15 protein-coding genes are annotated in these 17,631 nt (G+C 62.1%); 8 read left to right on the forward strand and 7 right to left on the reverse strand.

The genetic code is table 11. The annotated features are described in order from the left end of the window. Positions 1-100 precede the first annotated feature (100 nt). The 3 genes from IF199_RS16830 to IF199_RS16840 all read right to left on the reverse strand — a co-directional run bounded on the left by IF199_RS16830 (position 101) and on the right by IF199_RS16840 (position 4,567). A complete protein-coding gene (locus tag IF199_RS16830; protein WP_192558161.1) occupies positions 101-3,022 on the reverse strand; it encodes a TonB-dependent receptor in 2,922 nt (973 codons plus the stop codon). Between the two features lie 91 nt (positions 3,023-3,113). Then, entirely contained in the window at positions 3,114-4,064 is a 951-nt protein-coding gene (locus IF199_RS16835; RefSeq protein WP_192558162.1) for a FecR domain-containing protein, read from the reverse strand. Then, positions 4,061-4,567 (reverse strand): sigma-70 family RNA polymerase sigma factor, encoded by a 507-nt coding sequence (locus IF199_RS16840; protein ID WP_096819977.1) that lies wholly within the window; start codon positions 4,565-4,567, stop codon positions 4,061-4,063. The genes IF199_RS16835 and IF199_RS16840 overlap by 4 nt, the downstream gene beginning before the upstream one ends. 298 nt (positions 4,568-4,865) lie before the next feature. Here IF199_RS16840 and IF199_RS16845 point away from each other — a divergent pair, with 298 nt between their 5' ends. From IF199_RS16845 to IF199_RS16860, 4 genes are all read left to right on the forward strand, one after another. After that, a complete protein-coding gene (locus tag IF199_RS16845; protein ID WP_192558163.1) occupies positions 4,866-6,584 on the forward strand; it encodes a hydrogenase maturation protein in 1,719 nt (572 codons plus the stop codon). 84 nt (positions 6,585-6,668) lie between these two features. Next, positions 6,669-7,532: a LysR family transcriptional regulator gene (locus tag IF199_RS16850; protein ID WP_192558164.1), complete on the forward strand. Its 864-nt coding sequence runs from the start codon at positions 6,669-6,671 to the stop codon at positions 7,530-7,532. Positions 7,533-7,642: 110 nt separating this feature from the next. After that, positions 7,643-8,788, forward strand: coding sequence for a sterol desaturase/SRPBCC family protein (locus tag IF199_RS16855; protein WP_096819979.1), 1,146 nt, complete (start codon positions 7,643-7,645; stop codon positions 8,786-8,788). 56 nt (positions 8,789-8,844) lie between these two features. Further along, positions 8,845-9,861: an SMP-30/gluconolactonase/LRE family protein gene (locus IF199_RS16860; protein ID WP_425220389.1), complete on the forward strand. Its 1,017-nt coding sequence runs from the start codon at positions 8,845-8,847 to the stop codon at positions 9,859-9,861. Between the two features lie 77 nt (positions 9,862-9,938). Here the strand turns inward: IF199_RS16860 and IF199_RS16865 are convergent, their stop codons facing one another. The 4 genes from IF199_RS16865 to IF199_RS16880 form a co-directional block, all read right to left on the reverse strand. Further along, the gene (locus tag IF199_RS16865) at positions 9,939-10,124 is read right to left on the reverse strand and encodes a hypothetical protein (RefSeq protein ID WP_096819981.1); all 186 of its coding nucleotides are present in this window, start codon (positions 10,122-10,124) and stop codon (positions 9,939-9,941) included. Between the two features lie 107 nt (positions 10,125-10,231). Continuing rightward, the gene (locus IF199_RS16870) at positions 10,232-10,474 is read right to left on the reverse strand and encodes an HP1242/YdcH family protein (RefSeq protein WP_096819982.1); all 243 of its coding nucleotides are present in this window, start codon (positions 10,472-10,474) and stop codon (positions 10,232-10,234) included. Between the two features lie 141 nt (positions 10,475-10,615). Then, the gene (locus tag IF199_RS16875; RefSeq protein ID WP_192558166.1) at positions 10,616-12,727 is read right to left on the reverse strand and encodes a PAS domain-containing hybrid sensor histidine kinase/response regulator; all 2,112 of its coding nucleotides are present in this window, start codon (positions 12,725-12,727) and stop codon (positions 10,616-10,618) included. Between the two features lie 130 nt (positions 12,728-12,857). Then, positions 12,858-13,547, reverse strand: coding sequence for a GntR family transcriptional regulator (locus tag IF199_RS16880; RefSeq protein ID WP_096819983.1), 690 nt, complete (start codon positions 13,545-13,547; stop codon positions 12,858-12,860). A gap of 151 nt (positions 13,548-13,698) precedes the next feature. Here IF199_RS16880 and IF199_RS16885 point away from each other — a divergent pair, with 151 nt between their 5' ends. The 4 genes from IF199_RS16885 to IF199_RS16900 are packed head-to-tail and all read left to right on the forward strand — an operon-like array spanning position 13,699 to position 17,556. Next, on the forward strand, positions 13,699-14,784 hold the full coding sequence (locus IF199_RS16885) for an ABC transporter ATP-binding protein (RefSeq protein WP_096819984.1): 1,086 nt from the start codon (positions 13,699-13,701) through the stop codon (positions 14,782-14,784). Position 14,785: 1 nt separating this feature from the next. Then, positions 14,786-15,703, forward strand: a complete 918-nt coding sequence (locus tag IF199_RS16890; RefSeq protein ID WP_192558167.1) for an ABC transporter permease — start codon at positions 14,786-14,788, stop codon at positions 15,701-15,703. Continuing rightward, positions 15,700-16,488 carry an ABC transporter permease gene (locus IF199_RS16895; RefSeq protein ID WP_064597101.1) on the forward strand — a complete coding sequence of 263 codons (789 nt, stop codon included), beginning with the start codon at positions 15,700-15,702 and terminating at the stop codon, positions 16,486-16,488. Before IF199_RS16890 ends, IF199_RS16895 begins: the two co-directional genes overlap by 4 nt. Positions 16,489-16,503: 15 nt before the next feature. Further along, the gene (locus tag IF199_RS16900) at positions 16,504-17,556 is read left to right on the forward strand and encodes an extracellular solute-binding protein (protein ID WP_096819986.1); all 1,053 of its coding nucleotides are present in this window, start codon (positions 16,504-16,506) and stop codon (positions 17,554-17,556) included. Positions 17,557-17,631 lie beyond the last annotated feature (75 nt).

Here is a 17,631-nt window from a genome sequence, read left to right on the forward strand (position 1 = left end):
CCCCGCTTCCGACGGCCAACCTTAAAAAGTCGTCGGAAATATCCCTGCTTTCACTCAAAATCCGGCAACTTCCGTAGGACGCTGTCGGACGTCTCCATTCTTAACTCCCGAAGTGATAACTCACATCCAGCCACCACTGACGACCATAAGGGTCGTAGTTGCCGGTCGGGTAATACGGCCAGCCTGCCGAGTCGTCATGCTTGACCTGATTGAGCACGTTGTTAACGGTCAGCCCGACGCTTGCCCGGTCGTTCAAGCGATAGCGCGCACTGGCATTGAACACCGTCCACGGCGACAGACGCCCGTCACCCGCGCCGTTGGTGACCGAGCCATAGCGAATGCCCATCAGCGTCGCCGTGGCCTTCTGATAATCCCAGGTCAGGCTGGCGTTGACCTTGCTGCGCCAGTCGTAGTTGGTGCGCGAAGTGCGCCAGTCCTGGGTCGGGGCTTCGTCCGATTCCTTGTAGAAGTGCGACAGCACCAGGGTGTAGCCCAGCACCGAACTGAACGCGCCGTACTGCCCGGCGCCCCAGCGAATGTTGCTCTTGAAATCGAGACCGCTGACCCGCTCGCTAGCCGCGTTGATCGCATTCACCCGCACCCGCTGCAACTGGTTGGGATCGATGGCGGCATTGCCGGGATTGCGGTCAACACGCGCGAGGGTCGACTGACAGTTGGCCGAGTTGATGTCCTGGGTGCCGTTGCGGCATTCGTTCTCCTGCTGCAACAGGCGGTTTTCGTCGACGGTGGTCAGCAGGTCATCGATTTCCACGCGCCAGAAGTCGGTGGAAAAATCGAAGTTGCGCGACGGCGACCAGACAAAACCGTAGGTCCACGACTTGCCGCGTTCGGATTCCAGATCCGCCGTGCCGCTTTGTGTGTAGTCGACCCGCCCACGATCACACGCGCCCGCCACGCCCTGGCTGCAACCGTAATAATCGATCTGCGCCGGGTAGTAACCGTTGCTGTCGGACTGGTAGATGTAGTTCAAGTCCGGAGCCCGGAAACTGGTGCCGTAGCTGCCGCGCAGCAACAGGCGGGTGACCGGTCGCCATTCGATACCGAGGTTGTAGGTTTTCTGCTGTTCGCTGCGCCCGCTGAATTTGTATTGGTCCCAGCGCCCCGCCGCTGTCGCCAGCACGGTGTCGGTGACCGGAATGCTGAACTCGCCGCCGGCCGCGTATCGCTTGCGCGAACCGCCGGAGCTTTGCGCCGGCGTCACGCCATAGAAACTGCCGTCGTTGAGGCTGTCGTCCGGGTCGATGCGGTATTCCTGTTTACCGGCTTCCAGTACGCCGGCAAATCCGACCGGGCCGGCCGGCAGGTCAAACAGATCGCCATTGACCGAGGCGTTGTAGCTGGTGGACACCGACTTGCTGCTCTGGGTCAGGTTGCCGCGAAACTGCTCCCACTCTTGAGGCGTCAATGGCCGGTCGAGGCGCGAGGCGTCCGGCGCGAACACCGGGTAGCCGCCGCGCGTGCCGAGCTGCGGGCCGAGATAGAAATCCTGGATCGACGACAGCGGCGTGTAGCGTGTGGTGCGCACGCTTTTATATTCCGAGCGATTGGCCGCCAGATCATAGTGCCAGCCGGTGTCGGCGATCTTGTCCGACAGCCCCAGCGTGCCGGTCCACGAGGTGTCGCGCCACTTGCTGTTGTTACTGGTGCGCCCGCCGATTTCTTCTTCACCGAAACGGCGATACCAACGTTCCAGATTGCCGCTGTTCTGGTTGATGAAGTCCGGCGAGGTGAAGGTCGGGCCACGGGTGTTGTTCTGAATGTGGTCGAGGCCATACATCAGATCAGCGAACACCTGGCCGCTATCGCTGAAATGCCAGGTGCCGCGGGTGTAGCCGTCATAGTTTTCCTTTTGCGTCTGGATCGTCCAGTAATCGTTGTACATCTGGTCGGTGCGGCAGCGCCCGCCGCTGTTGAACAGTTTGTTGTCGAACGTGCCTTGATAAGCGCCGCAGCCCGGTCCCAGATAACGGTTGTTGCTCAAGTCGCGGCGGTAACCGACATCCGCCAACGGCCCGCTCTGCATGAAACCTCGGTCATCGGCCCAGATCGGATCACGATTGGTCAGCTCAATCCCGAACAAACCATCGAAGTCGCCCCAGCTGCCGCCGCCGCTGATCTGCAACCGCTGATTGTCACCGCCGCCGCGCTCGCTGGTGCCGCCCTTGAGGTTGACGTCGACGCCATTCATTTTGTCCTTGAGGATGATGTTCACCACCCCGGCAATCGCATCCGAACCGTAGATCGCCGAGGCGCCGCTGCTGAGCACTTCGATGCGGTCGATGATCGCCGACGGAATGTTCGCAAGGTTGGTGAAGTTGACCTTGCCGTCGTACGGCGTCGGGTAATCGGCGACCCGCCGGCCATTGATCAGCACCAGCGTGTGGTTGGGCCCCAGGCCGCGCAGGTTGAGGGCGCTGGCGGCCGGTTGCCAGGTGTTGCCGTAGTCTTCGCCCTGGGTCATGCCGGTGTTTTGCGTCTGCGTGGCGAGGGCGTCGTAGACGTTCTTGTAGCCCCGCGCTTCCATTTCTTCGTGGGTGATGACGTTGACCGGCGTCGCGCCATCGGACTGCGCCCGGGCGATCCGCGAACCGGTGACCGTGACTTTTTCCATGCGGTAATCGGCGTTGCTGGCAGGTGCCACGACGGCAGCCTTGACCGGTGCGGCGCTCGGCGCATCGCCCTGGCGAATGCTCAGGCCCTGAGTGCCCTGCTCGACTTGCAGACCGCTGCCGAGCAACGCCTTCTCCACCGCCTGCCGGCCGCCCAACGCACCGCGCACGGCACCGCTGCGCTTGCCCTGAACCAGATTCTGACTGAAGGAAATCGGCACGCCGGTCTGACGCGAGATGTCCAGCAGCACCTCGTCGAGGGCTCCTGCGGCGATGTCGAAGGTAAAGACCTGAGTGGCGGCGTCTTGCGCCAATACGGCCGAAGGAACGATGCCCATCGCCAGCACGGCGGCCAGCGTCAGGCGGGGTAATTGTTGTTTGAATGAGAACATCGAGGGGCTTCCCTGTTGAAGGCGTCTGCAGGGAATGAGCAGCGGGCCGGCGCTTTTTATAGGGTCGCGGATAGACCAGGAAGTTATGGTTTTATAACCGTGCTTCGATACTGACCCAGTACGGGTTGTGCCAGGTGACACGGATCGGCAGCGAACGTTCGAGCAACTGCAAGGTGCGGTCGCTGTCGTCCAGCGGATAGAGGCCGCTGAGGCGCAGACCGGCGACGTCGGGGCTCAGATGCAGAATGCCGCGACGGTAACTGCGCAGGCTGTCGATGACTTCGCTCAGGGGGCGGTCGCGCACTTCGAGCCGCCCTTGTACCCAAGCGCTTTCCTGTCCTTTGCTGCGCTCCAGGGCGAGGATTTCCTGACCGTTGAACAGCAGGCTTTCGCCCGCCTCCACCGCTTGCCGCGCGCCGCTGGCGGTGACCACTTCGACCTGCGAATGCAGCATCACCAGCCGAGTCGAATCCTCACCGCGCTGCACCAGAAATCGCGTACCGAGCGCACGCATCCGCCCGTGCTCGGTTTCGACCACAAACGGCCGGGCCAGATTTTTCGCCACGTCGACCAGCAGTTCACCGCTGCGCAAGGCCAGAAGACGCTCGACGTTATCGAATCGCGGCACCACGCGGCTGCGGGCGTTCAGCGTCAGAGCGCTGCCATCCTCCAGCGTGAATTGACGTCGCTCCCCGGTCCCGGTCGACAACTCGCCGGCCTCCGGCAGCCAGCCATAACGTCGACCGAGCAAACCGGCCAGCACCGCAATGCCGAGCACACTCAAGCTGCCGCTGATGAATCGGCGGCGACTGCTGGAGGGCGCATTCAGGCTGTGCAGCACACTCTCACGCGGCAACCCGCGCAGGTTCGAATGACGCAGCAGACTCAGTCCGCCGCCCATCTGCTCGATGATCTGTTGATGCCGTGGATCCGCCGCACGCCAGACGTCGAACGCTGCGCGCTCCTGCAGGCTGACGTCCCCTGATTGCAACAGCGCCATCCATTGCGCGGCTTCGTCGATCAGCGTTTCGTCCGGTCTCATGCCTGCATCGCCTGATAGCAACGCTTGAAGGCTTCGACCATGTACTGCTGCACGCGGCTGGTGGACACGCCGAGGCGCTCGCCGATTTCACTGTAGGTCAGGCCGTCGAGCTGATGGTAGAGAAACGCAGCCTTGGCCTTGGCCGACAGACCGTTGAGCAAGCGATCCACCGCCAGCAGTGCTTCGATCACCAACGCCCGCTCTTCGGGCGACGGATGCACCGGTTCTGGCGCCAGGGCCAGGCTTTGCAGGTAGGCACGTTCAAGATCCTGCCGGCGCCAGCCTTCATACACCAGCCGCCGGGCAATCGTGGTCAACAGTGCGCGGGGTTCGCGTATGGCCAGTGGATCGGGCAATGCCAACACCCGAAGAAAGGTTTCCGAAGCAATGTCCTGTGCGCTGTGCGGGCAACCGAGGGTACGGCTGACTGCGGCGCACAACCATCGGTAGTCCTTTTGGAACATTTGCCCGATGACCTGGTAATGCGGGTTGTGACTCCCCATGCCTTACTCCCTGAAAACGGGCTCCACCCGCTGCGAAAATCCATGGATACGCCGGGATCGTCCGGCGTTGATCAGGGGAGCGACTGTGCAATAGCGTCGAAGACATTTGAAGTAATAAAAAATCAGGATCAGCAAACCTTTGAGAATAAGGCACGTCGTCGCCACGGCAACATTGGCTGACACAACGTTGATCTCGATCAGTGGTGCCGGCCACGCCAGTCTCTAACCTTGCGCCTCCATCGATAGCCACGGACGGCTCACCGGGAGCCTGCGGCTGACCCTTCAAGGAAGAGCAATCATGCGATCACTCAACATCATTCTTTTGTCGTCGGCATTCAACGGCCTGACCCAACGTGCCTGGCTGGACCTGCGTCAGGCGGGCCATTCGCCCAGCGTGGTGTTGTTCACCGACGAAGCTGCCGTGTGCGAACAAATCGAACACAGCGGCGCCGACCTGGTGATCTGCCCGTTCCTCAAGGACCGCGTTCCCCATGCGCTGTGGAGCAACCCGCAACGTCCGGTGGTGATTATTCACCCCGGCATCGTCGGTGATCGCGGCGCCAGCGCGCTGGACTGGGCGATCATGCGCGAACTGCCGTCCTGGGGCGTGACCGCCCTGCAAGCGGTGGAAGAAATGGACGCCGGCCCGGTCTGGGCTACCTGCGAATTCAACTTGCCGACAGGCTTGCGCAAATCCGAGCTGTACAACGGCCGGGTCAGTGACGCAGCGATCCGTTGCATCCGTGAAGTGGTGGAGAAATTCATCGACGGCTTTGTCCCGATGGACCTGGATTATGCCGATCCCAAGGTTCTGGGACGCCTGCAACCGAACATGAAGCAGGACGATCGCACCTTCGGTTGGCACGACTGCTCGCGCTTCATCAAGCGCTGCATCGACGCGGCTGACGGTCAGCCCGGCGTGCTCGCGAGCCTCGCTGGCGGCCAGTATTACGTGTACGACGCGCACCTTGATCAGCGCACCGGGATACCCGGCGAGATCCTCGCGGTGCACGACGATGCGGTGCTGGTGGCGACCGGTGATCACAGCCTGTGGATCGGCTCGCTGCGGCGCAAACCGCAACCGGGCGAAGAAACCTTCAAGCGACCGGCACGGCATGTGCTGGCCGGGCAACTGGCGCACGTGCCGGTGCTGGACTGGTCGATTGCCAATGCGCCGTTCAGCGACGAGGCGTATCAGCCGATCCGTTATCGCGAATCCGGGCAGGTCGGCGAGCTGACACTGGAGTTCTACAACGGCGCCATGAGCACCGAGCAGTGCCAGCGCATGGTCGAGGCCCTGCGCTGGGCCAAATCCCGCGACACTCAGGTGCTGTTGATCAAGGGTGGACGCGGCAGTTTTTCCAACGGTGTGCACCTGAACGTGATCCAGGCCGCCGAAGATCCGGGCGCCGAAGCCTGGGCCAATATCCAGGCGATCGACGATGTGTGCGAGGAATTGCTCAGCGCGCGGCAACTGGTGGTCAGCGGCGTCACCGGCAATGCCGGCGCGGGCGGTGTGATGCTCGCCCTGGCGGCTGACATCGTGTTCGCTCGCGCCGACATCGTGCTCAACCCGCATTACAAGAGCATGGGCCTGTACGGCTCGGAATACTGGACCTACAGCCTGCCCCGTGCCGTCGGCCCGGCCATGGCCGAACAACTGACCCAGGCCTGTCTGCCGGTCAGCGCTGCTCAGGCGTTGCAACTGGGTATGGTTCAGGAAATAGGCCCGCGCTGCCCGGACGAGTTTGGTTTGTGGTTGCTGCAACGGGCCAATTCGGTACTGAGCGATCCGACGTATGCGCCAGTGCGTGAACGCAAGCTGCGGGTCGATCATGAGCTGATCCGCCAATGCCGCGAAACCGAGCTGCAAGAGATGCAGGAAGACATGCTGTACAACCGCAATCAGTTTGCCGAGAAGTGCCGGAATTTTGTGTACAAGCGCAAGACTTGCTGCACGCCGGCGCGGTTGGTGGAGGATTGGGCGCGAGTGCGTGAGGCTGAGCTCGCCGGTTGAGTCCCGATGCAGGTTCGCGATTTCACGATGACGCGATCGCGAGCCTGCACCTACAATGCGGGCACCTCAGACACCGGCCCGCCCATGGACATCGACCTCGCCCGCACCTTTCTGGAAATCGTCCGCCACGGCAGCCTCGCTGCGGCGGCCGAGAAGCTGTTCGTCACCCAGACCGCCATCACCGCCCGTGTGCAGAAACTCGAAAGCCAGTTGGGCAGCACGCTGTTCGTGCGCAACCGCGCCGGTGCGCGCCTGACCGCCAACGGTGAGGCCTTCGTGGTCTACGCCAATCAACTGGTGCAGACCTGGGAAGCCGCCCGCCGTGACCTGCCGCTGCCCGAAGGCTATGACAACGTGCTGCACATCGGCGGCGAGGTCAGTCTGTGCAACCCGTTGATGCTCAGTTGGGCTGCCGAACTGCGCGAGAAGATTCCCAGCCATGCCCTGCGCATGGACATCCGCGACGGCGAGAACCTGCTGCGCCAACTTGAACTCGGCGTGCTCGACGCAGCGCTGGTCTACCAACCGGAATACTGGCCGGGATTGCAGGTCGAGCAAGTGCTGGAAGAGAAACTGATTCTGGTCAGAACCCCCAACCGCCCTGCTCCCTACGTGTACATCGATTGGGGCGAGGACTTCCGCCGTCAACACGACGCCGCACTGCCGGAAAAAGCCAAGGCAGCCCTGAGCTTCAACCTCGGCCCGCTGGCCCTGCAATACATTCTGGAGAACGGCGGCAGCGGCTATTTCCGCACGCGGGTGGTACGCACTTATCTGGAAAGCGGCGCACTGGAAACCGTCACCAAAGCCCCGGAATTCGGCTACCCGACCTACCTCGTCTACTCCCGTGACCGCGATTCGGCGACGCTGCAGCAGGCATTCGATCTGCTGCGCGAAGTGATCAAGGCCGATGACGACTGGTCGCAACGCTGGAACCCGTTGAGCTGACGACCGCTATGCACCGGAGCATGGCAGTTGTGACCTCAAGGTAGACCCTGCACAAACGGCGGGATCGGCTAATCTGCCGGGTATAACGACAATATCCGCAGGTGACCGCAGTGAGGCAGACCACCGAGGCATTTCGCAGCCGCTATCGTGCGGCGATTCATCCGCTGTACAACCCGTGGCTGCACGGAGCCTTCGTGCTGCTGTTCGGCGTGCTGGCCATCGGCGGGTTCTGGAGTAGCGCACATCAGGTGCGTCCATTGGAATGGCTGGCCCTGCCGCTGACCTTGCTGTTCTTCAATTTCGGTGTGTACGTGGTGCACCGCCACCTCGGGCATCACAAGAAAGCCTTCGCCAAGATGTTCTATGCCCGTCATGCCGGCGACCATCACAGCTTCTTCACCCCCGGCCACATGACCTGGGACAGCGCCCGCGACTGGCGGGTGATCCTGTTTCCGGCGTGGTTGATCGTGGTGCACACGCTGGTGATCACCCTGCCCCTGTGGTGGCTGTTCGCGCAGGTCAACGCCAACGTCGCCGGACTGTTCGGCGGCAGCATGGTGCTGGGCTACCTGACCTACGAGGTGTTTCACGCCTGCGAGCACTTGCCGGCGCAACACCCGCTGAGCCGCCTGCCGTGGATCCGCCAGATGCGCCGTCTGCACGAGTTGCATCACCGGCGCGAGCGCATGCAGGAGCGCAATTTCAACATCGTCCTGCCCCTGATGGATTACCTGTTCGGCACCCTCTATTGGGAGCCGGAGCCCGTCCCTTTGACCGATTCGAGAACGCCCATGACCCGCATGCAGCATCCGATCGACATCGCCGGCGACCCGATTGCCGTACTCGCCTACGCCGCTACCGTCAGCCGCTGGCCAGAATGGCACCCTTCCTCGCTGAAAATCGATGGCCCCGCCGGGCCGCTGCATGCCGGCGCGCGTTTCGAGGAAGACATTCATGCCGGTGGCCGCGAAGGCCATTTGAGCTGGGAAGTCACCGAATACCTGCCGGGGCGGCGCTGGTGTGCCCGGGCCCAGGGCGATCATGGGCTGTCGTTGCATTTGACCTATGAATGCTCGGCCGCAGGCGAAGGCACGGCTTTCGTACGCACCCTGGATTACCGCTTCGAGAGCCTGGGCATGCGCATCGCCAACCAGTTGCTGCTCAAACGCCGCATCGAACGTGAATCGGCGGCCTCGATGCTGGCCCTGCGCGACAGGGCGACCCGGCATCTGGCACTCGCGGGAGCTCACGTGTGAAGCTGCGCCATCTGATCTTGCTGCTGATTGCCCTCATCCTGGCCTTTCTGCTGCTGATGCCGACCAAGGTTGAACCGGTGGCATGGACGCCACAACCGGCACCGTCACTGACCGAAGGGATTTACGCCGAAAATCAGCGACTCAAAAGCGCGGCACAGGTCGGCCCCAGCGACATCGAAGGCCCGGAAGCCCTGCTGCTGGAAAACGATGCGCTGATCACCGGATTGCACGATGGGCGCCTGATCCGCACCAGCCTCGACGGTCAGCAACGCAAAGTGCTGGCCGATACCGGCGGTCGGCCGCTGGGTCTGGCACGGCACCCCAACGGCTTGCTGGTGATCGCCGACGGGGTCAAGGGTTTGCTGTCACTCGATGCTCAGGGCCGACTGACCGCGCTGACCACTGAAGCCAATGGCCTGAAGTTCGGTTTCACCGATGACGTGGCCATCGACAAGTCCGGGCATTACGCCTACTTCAGCGATGCCTCAAGTCGCTGGGGTTACGGCCATGACGGCGAAGCGATCATCGAGCACGGCGGTGACGGGCGTCTGCTGCGCTATGACTTCCAGACCGGCAAGACCAGCGTTTTGCTCGATAAACTGGAATTCGCCAACGGCGTGACCCTCGGCCCGGAAGACGCCTATGTGCTGGTCAACGAAACCGGCGCCTACCGCATCAGCCGCTATTGGCTGACGGGGCCCAAGGCCGGCACCCATGACCTGTTCATCGACAACCTGCCGGGGCTGCCGGACAACCTTGCGTTCAATGGGCGGGATCGTTTCTGGGTGGCGCTGTACACGCCGCGCAATCCGTTGCTGGATCGCACCGCCGGCCATCCGTTCGTGCGCAAGATGCTGGTGCGGGCGATGACCGTCCTGCCCAAACCGCTGGAAAAACGCGGGTTCGTGTTGGGGCTGGATATGGACGGCAAGGTGATCGCCAATCTGCAGGATGCCAGCGCCGGCAATTACTCGCCGATCACCACGGCGCGCGAGTATGGCGACTGGTTGTATTTCGGCTCGTTGAAGGCCACGCACATGGCGCGGATGCCGCTGGATGCGGCCTTGAAATGAAGGCCTGAAATTCGCGTTGAACCGGCGGGCGCCATCGCTGCGATGCGGCGGGCCGACGATCCAGCGATGGCGGACGGTCAGTTGTTGGACCGATCGAATTTTTCCGGGTCTTCATCTTCCGGCAGATCCGCGATCTTCCGTTCCTCCTCAGGATGGCGGACGGTATGCGCCGGGCTGTTGGGCTCGGGATGCGTGGGAACCGGGTCGAATGCGCCCAGCTCTTCACTGGGGAACTTGTAATTGGGGAGCTTGGGTTTGTTCATGAGGCACCTCGCAGAGAGTCGCCAAGTGAAGACTCTGTACATTCGAGGTGCCGTCGTGGCTGTCGTTCCAGTCGTGCACCATCGAAGATCAATGGCGCGACTGACGGTCAGGTTCGCGCCTGCAACTGCTGAACGATCTTGTCTTTGACCTGCAAGCGTTTCTCTTTGAGTTTCTTCAGCGTGTCGTCGCTCGGCGCATCCGAGGTCGCCGTCTCGGCCTTGACGACTTCGGCGTCCGCCTGGGAGTACTTGTTGATCAGTGCATCCAGATGTGGATCCGCGGTGCGTTTTTGCTGGATCTCTTCCTTCGTAAGCTTCAAGTCCTGTAACAGATCATGGGTCACCGGCATGGAACACCTCCGTCAGTTGATCGGCAGCCAACGCGACCGATTGCGCTGGCCAGTTATCAGAATGGCCTCGGTTGACCGGTTCTGTCGACCACCTGTCAGACCAGCGGTGCCCGTTCGTCGCCCTTCGTTGATCCGCGACAGTCAGGTACTCAACACCGCACGGATCATCTGCAACAACGCCTCAGGCCCGTAAGGTTTGCCGAGCAAATGGGTGTCGGGGCTGAGCTGGTGATTGCGCGAGATGATGTCCCGGGTATGTCCCGACGTGAACAGCACGGCCACCGGCGGCATCTGCACCTTGGCCCACGCCGCCAGGTCGGAGCTCTTGATCAGCCCGGGCATGACCACATCGGTAAAGATCAGGTTGACCCGGGCGCCCTCCAGCAACATCTGCATCGCCGTGTCGCCATTGCCGGCGACCAGCACGCGGTAGCCTTCTTCACGCAGCAATTCGACCGCCGAAGTACGCACCGCTTCGTTGTCCTCGACCACCAGAATGGTTTCGTTGCCGCCCGCCTGCTGACGACGCACACCGGGCGCCTCATCGATCAGCGGCCGCAGGCTGCGCGGGAAATACAACTGCACCCGCGTGCCCTCGCCGACCTGGCTGTCGATCTCGACATGCCCGCCGCTCTGTTTGACGAACCCGAACACCATGCTCAATCCGAGGCCCGTGCCCTGGCCATCGGCCTTGGTGGTGAAGAACGGTTCGAAGACCTGCTCCAGCATGTGCGGCGCAATGCCCACGCCGCTGTCGCTGACCGATACCCGCACAAAATCCCCCGGCACGATGCCCTTGCCGGCGCAGAACGCCCGGTCGAGCGAGGTGTTGGCGGCCCCGAGCACGATGGTGCCCTCGCCTTTCATGGCGTCCCGGGCATTGATCGCCAGATTGAGAATGGCGTTTTCCAGTTGGTTGCGGTCGACGTTGATGTGCCACGGTTCCTCGGGCAACTGCACATCGATCTGGATGGTTTCGCCCAACGCCCGTTGCAGCAGCTCGCCGACGCCTTCGAATATCTGCCGCGGATCACACACCGCCGGCGACAGCGGCTGGCGGCGGGCAAACGCGAGCAGCTGCGAGGACAGCTTGGCGCCGCGCTCCACCGCTGCCAGCGAGGCGCTGACCCGGCGTTGCACGTTGGCATTGTTCGGTTCGTGACGGGCCAGCAGGTGCAGGTTGCCGGCGATCACTTGCAGCAGGTTGTTGAAGTCGTGGGCCACGCCACCGGTCAGGCCGCCGATGGCTTCGAGCTTCTGCGACTGGCGCAATTGCTCTTCGGCACTCAGGCGCGCCTCAACCTCATCGGCCACACGCTGTTCGAGGTTGCGGGTGAATTTGAGCAGGGATTCTTCAGCGGTCTTGCGTTCATGAATGTCGATCAACACACCGGGGAATCGAAATGCCTGGCCCTGCTCATCGAATTCGCAACCGCCGCTGGCCAGCACCCACAGATGAGTGCCATCGGCGCGCAATACGCGGTATTCGGCGTTGTACGGTTCACCGGTACGCACCGAGTTTTCGACACATTCCTGCACCCAACTGCGGTCATCGGGATGAATGTGCGCTTCGGCAATGTGCTGCGGCAGGTTGGTCAGGTCCTGGTCCGGCGGAAAGGAAAAGGTGCGGGCGAATCGCTCGTCGGCGGACAGCACGTTGTTACGCACGTCCCAGACAAACGAGCCGAGCAGTGCCCCGGCATTCAGCGCCAGTCGAACCCGTTCGTTGTCGGCGCGATAAGCGTCTTCGGCGGCCTGGCGCAGACGCTCGGACAGCACCAGTTCGGTGGTTTCCACCACCATCGCCATCACCCCCGAAGGCACCCCGGCATCGTTGGCCACCGGGCTGTAATAAAGGTCGAGCCAGACATCCTCGGGCACGCCGTCGCGCAACAGCACCAGTACTTTGTTGCGATATTCAAGCGTGCCGCCCGCCAGACAGGTGTCGACCACATGCCGGTTGAACTCGGCGACTTCCGGCCAGCCCAGTTCCACCGGCACACCCAACAGATAAGGGTGCCGTCCGCCGGCGAACCGCGAGTAGGCGTCGTTGTAGATCATGTAGCCGGCATGGCCCCAGAGCATGACCATCGGCAACGGCGAGGCAAGCATCAACTGCACCGTGCTGCACAGGCTGGCCGGCCAGGTTTCGAGGGGACCCAGGTCGGTCCCGCTCCAGTCAAAGGCGCGGATGCGTCCGGCCATCTCGCCCTGCCAGCCGTCACACCCGTGGCTATCGGATAAAAACTGCATCGACTGCTTCAACGCCTTGTGGTTGGTTCGCTCGATCGCTACGCCCGATGACGTGGCGCCCGTCTGTTTCGAGCGCATCGGGCAGCGATGGTTTCATAGAGGTATAGCCGATTTCACTGGCGGCCGGCGCTCAGACTTCGATCAGGTGTTTGAGCGGGTGGTAGCCGGTCTTGAGCTTCGCAGCGACGTCGAGAATCGCCTTCTGAATGCCGTCCAGGTGCATGCAGGTCAGCTCGATGGCGGCGCTCTGATTGCCGGCCTCGATGTACTCGATCAGGCGCAGATGCTCGTCGTCGCGGCAGGCTTCGTGGCTGTCGTCATCCAGCGCGGCGGCGTACAGCGAGGCGCGGGAAATCAGCTTCTGGAACCAGTCGAGCAACACCGGGTTGTTGAGGCTGCGGGCCAGTTTGATGTGGAACTCGCCAAGCAGGTGAATCAGCCGTTCGTGGTCACCGGCCGCATGGGCCTCGTCTTCCAGCAGCAGGTGCTCGCGCAGGTCCTGCATCGCGGCGGAGTCCTTGCGTCGGCACAGCTCGGTGACGATGCCGATTTCGATCAGGCGCCGGGTTTCGAACAGCGAACGGATCTCTTCATCGCTGGGCAGCGACACCGACGCACCTTTATTGGGCTCGGTGGTGACCAGGCCGTCGGCCTCCAATTGCTTGAGCGCCGCCCGAACCGACGTGCGGCTGACATTGAACAATTCCGCCAGCGACGCTTCGCCCAGTTTCATTCCCGGACGCAGCGAACGCTTGCTGATCGCCTCGTAAACCCCTTGGTAGACGCGGTCGACCGTGGTTTCCAGTTTCTTCTCGGTCATTTGAAAACTCCTTCAGTGCGGGCAACGGTTCCCGGCGCGATCCCTACAAGAGCGTCAGCCAGGGAAAAAGGGGGTTGCACCCGCAGATTAATCCGGGTATTTCTGAATCGCATTCAGATATTGCATACAATAATTAGAGGATTGCACCATTATGGGTCAACCAATAGCAATTGAAGTGCGTAATGTCTCCAAACGGTACTCTGATGATCCTGGCCTCGCGCCGGCCCTCGACAACGTGTCGGTGAACATCGCCGACAACGAGTTCTTCACCCTGCTCGGCCCCTCGGGCTGTGGCAAAACCACCTTGTTGCGCACCATCGCCGGTTTCGAACACGTCAGCGACGGCGAGATCCGTCTGGCGGGCGAAACGGTGAACCACCTGCCGCCGTTCAAGCGTCGGGTCAACACGGTGTTCCAGAGTTACGCGCTGTTTCCGCACATGAGTGTCGCGCAGAATATCGCCTTCGGCCTCGAGATGCAGGGTCTTGATCGCAAGACGATCCCCGGACGGGTCGACGAGATGCTCGCGCTGGTGCAGATGGAGCACCTGGCCGGACGTAAACCGGCGGAATTGTCCGGCGGCCAGCAGCAGCGCGTGGCGCTGGCCCGGGCCCTGGCGCCGAAACCGAAAGTGCTGTTGCTCGACGAGCCGCTGTCGGCGCTGGACTTGAAGCTGCGCAAGGAAATGCAGGTCGAACTCAAGCGCGTGCAGCAAGAAGCCGGGATCACCTTCATCTTCGTCACCCACGATCAGGAAGAAGCCCTGACCCTGTCCGACCGGATTGCGGTGATGTCCGCCGGCAAGATCCTGCAGATCGGCACCCCGACCGACATCTATGAACGCCCGCAGCACCGTTTCGTCGCCCAGTTCATTGGCGACATCAATTTCCTTCCCGGACAGCTCAAGCGCGGCGAGCACAACGAAAACATTTTCGTGCCCAACGGCATGCCGGTGGAAATCCCCTGCCCGCCGCAAGGCGTCAATGGCAGCAGCGTGCAACTGGCGTTTCGTCCCGAGCGTTCGCAACTGGTCACGGCGGACCAGCCGCATCATCTGCGCGGCGTGATCGAGGCCGTGCTGTATGTCGGCACCGCGACCCTGTACCAGTGCCGTTTGAACAACGACATCAAAGTCATGCTGCGGGAAAACAACGAAGGCCTGAACCGTGGTCGGGCGGTCGGCGAGCGCGTGGCGGTGCACCTGCCGCCCCAGGCCTGCCTGTTGATGGAGGCCTGAGATGAGCGTCAGCAGCACTTCCCCCTCCCTCAACCGCGCGCTGTTGCTCAGCCCGGTGGTGTTGACCCTGCTCGCCCTGATCGCCATTCCGCTGGGGATCATGGGCTACATCAGCCTGCTGCCGCGCAACACCTACGGCGGCGTCGACTGGCAGGCCCAATGGCAACTGCAGAGTTACGTGCAGCTGTTTTTCCAGGAAGGTTTCGACGGCGAACTGGAGCTGAACTGGGTCTACGCCCAGGCGCTGCTGCGCTCGGTGTTCCAGGCCGGTGGCACCACGGTGTTGTGCTTTTTGTTCGGGTTTCCGGTGGCGTTATGGATGTCGAGCCTGACCCCGCGCCGACGCAACCTGATGGTGTTGCTCATCACCATTCCGTTCTGGACCAACCTGCTGATCCGCAACTACGCGTGGCTGATCATCCTGCGCGAACAGGGCTGGGTCGCCCAAAGCCTCAACGCGCTGTTCCCGAGCGCCGGCGGCATCACCCTGCTCTACAACGACTTCGCCGTCAGCGTGGGTCTGGTCTACAGCTTCCTGCCGTTCATGATCCTGCCGATCTACTCGACCCTGGAAAAACTCGACTGGCGTCTGGTGGAGGCCGCCTATGACCTGGGCGCCAATCGCTGGCATGCGCTGCGCCGGATCATCCTGCCGCTGTCGATGCCCGGCGTGATTGCCGGTGCGTTGCTGGTGTTCGTGCCGAGCCTCGGCGCCTTCATCACCCCGGCGATCCTCGGCGGCGGCAAGACTTTGATGATCGGCAACCTGATCCAGCAGCAATTCGGCACCGCGCGCAACTGGCCGCTGGGCAGTTCGCTGTCGTTCCTGTTGCTGGGGATTCTGCTGCTGTCACTGGTGCTCTACGCCCTCTACAGCCGCAGCTCGGCGAAAACCCTGAATCGGGGAGCGAAAGCATGATCTCTCTGCACCTGAAGAAACTCCCGGCGACCCGGGAAATCAGCCTGCTGATCCTTGCCTATCTGTACGTACCGATCCTGGTGTTGATCGCCTACAGCTTCAACGCCAACCGCTCGGCGACGGTGTGGACCGAGTTCTCGTTTGCCTGGTACGGGCGGATCCTGGCCAACCCGTCGATCCAGACGGCGGCGCTGAATTCGATCATCGTCGCGACCATCGCCACCGTGTGCGCCACGGCGATTGCGCTGCTCGCAGCACTGGCGACATACCGGCCGTTCTACGGGCAGAAAATGGTCGAGGGCGGGATCAACCTGCCGCTGATCCTGCCGGAAATCGTCACCGCCGTGGCCACCCTGCTGCTGTTCATGGCGCTGGGGATCAAGCTCGGCCTGATGACGGTGATCGTCGCGCACATCGGCTTCTGCATTCCGTTTGCCTACCTGCCGATCCGCGCACGGCTCAACGATCTGGACAAGAGCCTGCTCGAGGCCGCCAACGATCTGTACGCCAACCCGTGGCAAGTGTTCCGCCGCGTGACCTTGCCGCTGCTGTGGCCGGCGGTGTTGTCCGGTTCGGTGCTGGCGTTCGTGGTCAGCCTCGACGATTTCATCATGACCTTCTTCGTCGCCGGCCCCGGTTCGACCACGTTGCCGGTGTACATCTTCTCGGCGATCAAGGCTGGCGTAACACCTGAGATCAACGCGATTTCGACCCTGATGCTGGTGATTTCCATCGTGCTCGTGGTGCTGGCCTTCTGGCTCGGCCAACGCGGCAAACAACAATAAACCTGGAGCGCTCTCATGAAATTGAAAAACATGCGTCTGGCAGTATCCGGTCTGGCCCTGAGTTGTTTCACCGCGTTCGGCGCCCACGCCGCCGAGCCCAAGGAGTTGTTCTTCTACAACTGGACCGATTACTACCCTGTCGATCTGCTGGCCAAGTTCGAAAAAGAGACCGGCATCAAGGTCACCATGGACGGCTACGACAGCAACGAAACCCTGCTCGCCAAGTTGCAGGCCGGCGGCGCCGCGTATGACGTGATCGTGCCGTCGCAGTCGATCATGCAGACGCTGATCAAACAGGATCTGCTGCTGGAAATCGACACCCCGACCTTGAGCAACTTCCAGTACGTCAAAGGCCCGTTCCGCGATCCGAGCTTCGACCCGGGGCGCAAGTTCTCGGCTCCGTACCTGTGGGGCACCACCGGTTTTTCCTATGACAGCGCCCGCGTACCCGGCGGCAAACTCGACGATTCGTGGAAAGAGTTCTTCGAACCGCGCAAGGAACTGCAAGGCCAGCTCGCCGCCCTCGACACCTCCAGCAGCGTGATCAACGCCGCCAGCCATTACCTGAATGTCGACGAATGCACGGAAAACCCGCAGGACGCCAAACGCATCCTCGAACTGCTGCAAAAGCAGAAACCGTTTTTGAAGATGTACAGCTCCGACAACACCGTCGACCGCATGGCCTCGGGCGAAGTGATCATGATGCAGAACTGGAACGGCTCGACGGCCCGCGCCACGTTGCAGAAGAGCACGATCAAATACGTGTATCCGAAAGAAGGCCTGGCGATGTTCCAGGACAACTTCGCCGTACCGAAAAGCGCCCCGCATCCGGGCAACGCGAAGATCTTCATCGACTGGATGATGAAACCGGAAAACGCGGCGGCCGTGTCCAACGCGATTGCCTATGCCAACGGGATTCAGAGCGATCAGTTGCTGGATGCGAAATGGAAGGTCATGGACGCGATCAACATGCCCGAGGAATACGCCTCGCGCCTGCGGCCGGAGAAGGAATGCAGCAACAAGGCGCGGGAGCTGCAGGATCGGATCTGGTCGAAGCTTAAGGGTTGATTGCCTGACTTGAACCGGTGGCGCGGCCATCGCTGGCATGCCAGCGATGAGGCCCACCCAGACAACATAGAAACA

Origin of the sequence: Pseudomonas allokribbensis (assembly GCF_014863605.1) — a bacterium.
GTDB classification, from domain to species: domain Bacteria; phylum Pseudomonadota; class Gammaproteobacteria; order Pseudomonadales; family Pseudomonadaceae; genus Aquipseudomonas; species Aquipseudomonas allokribbensis.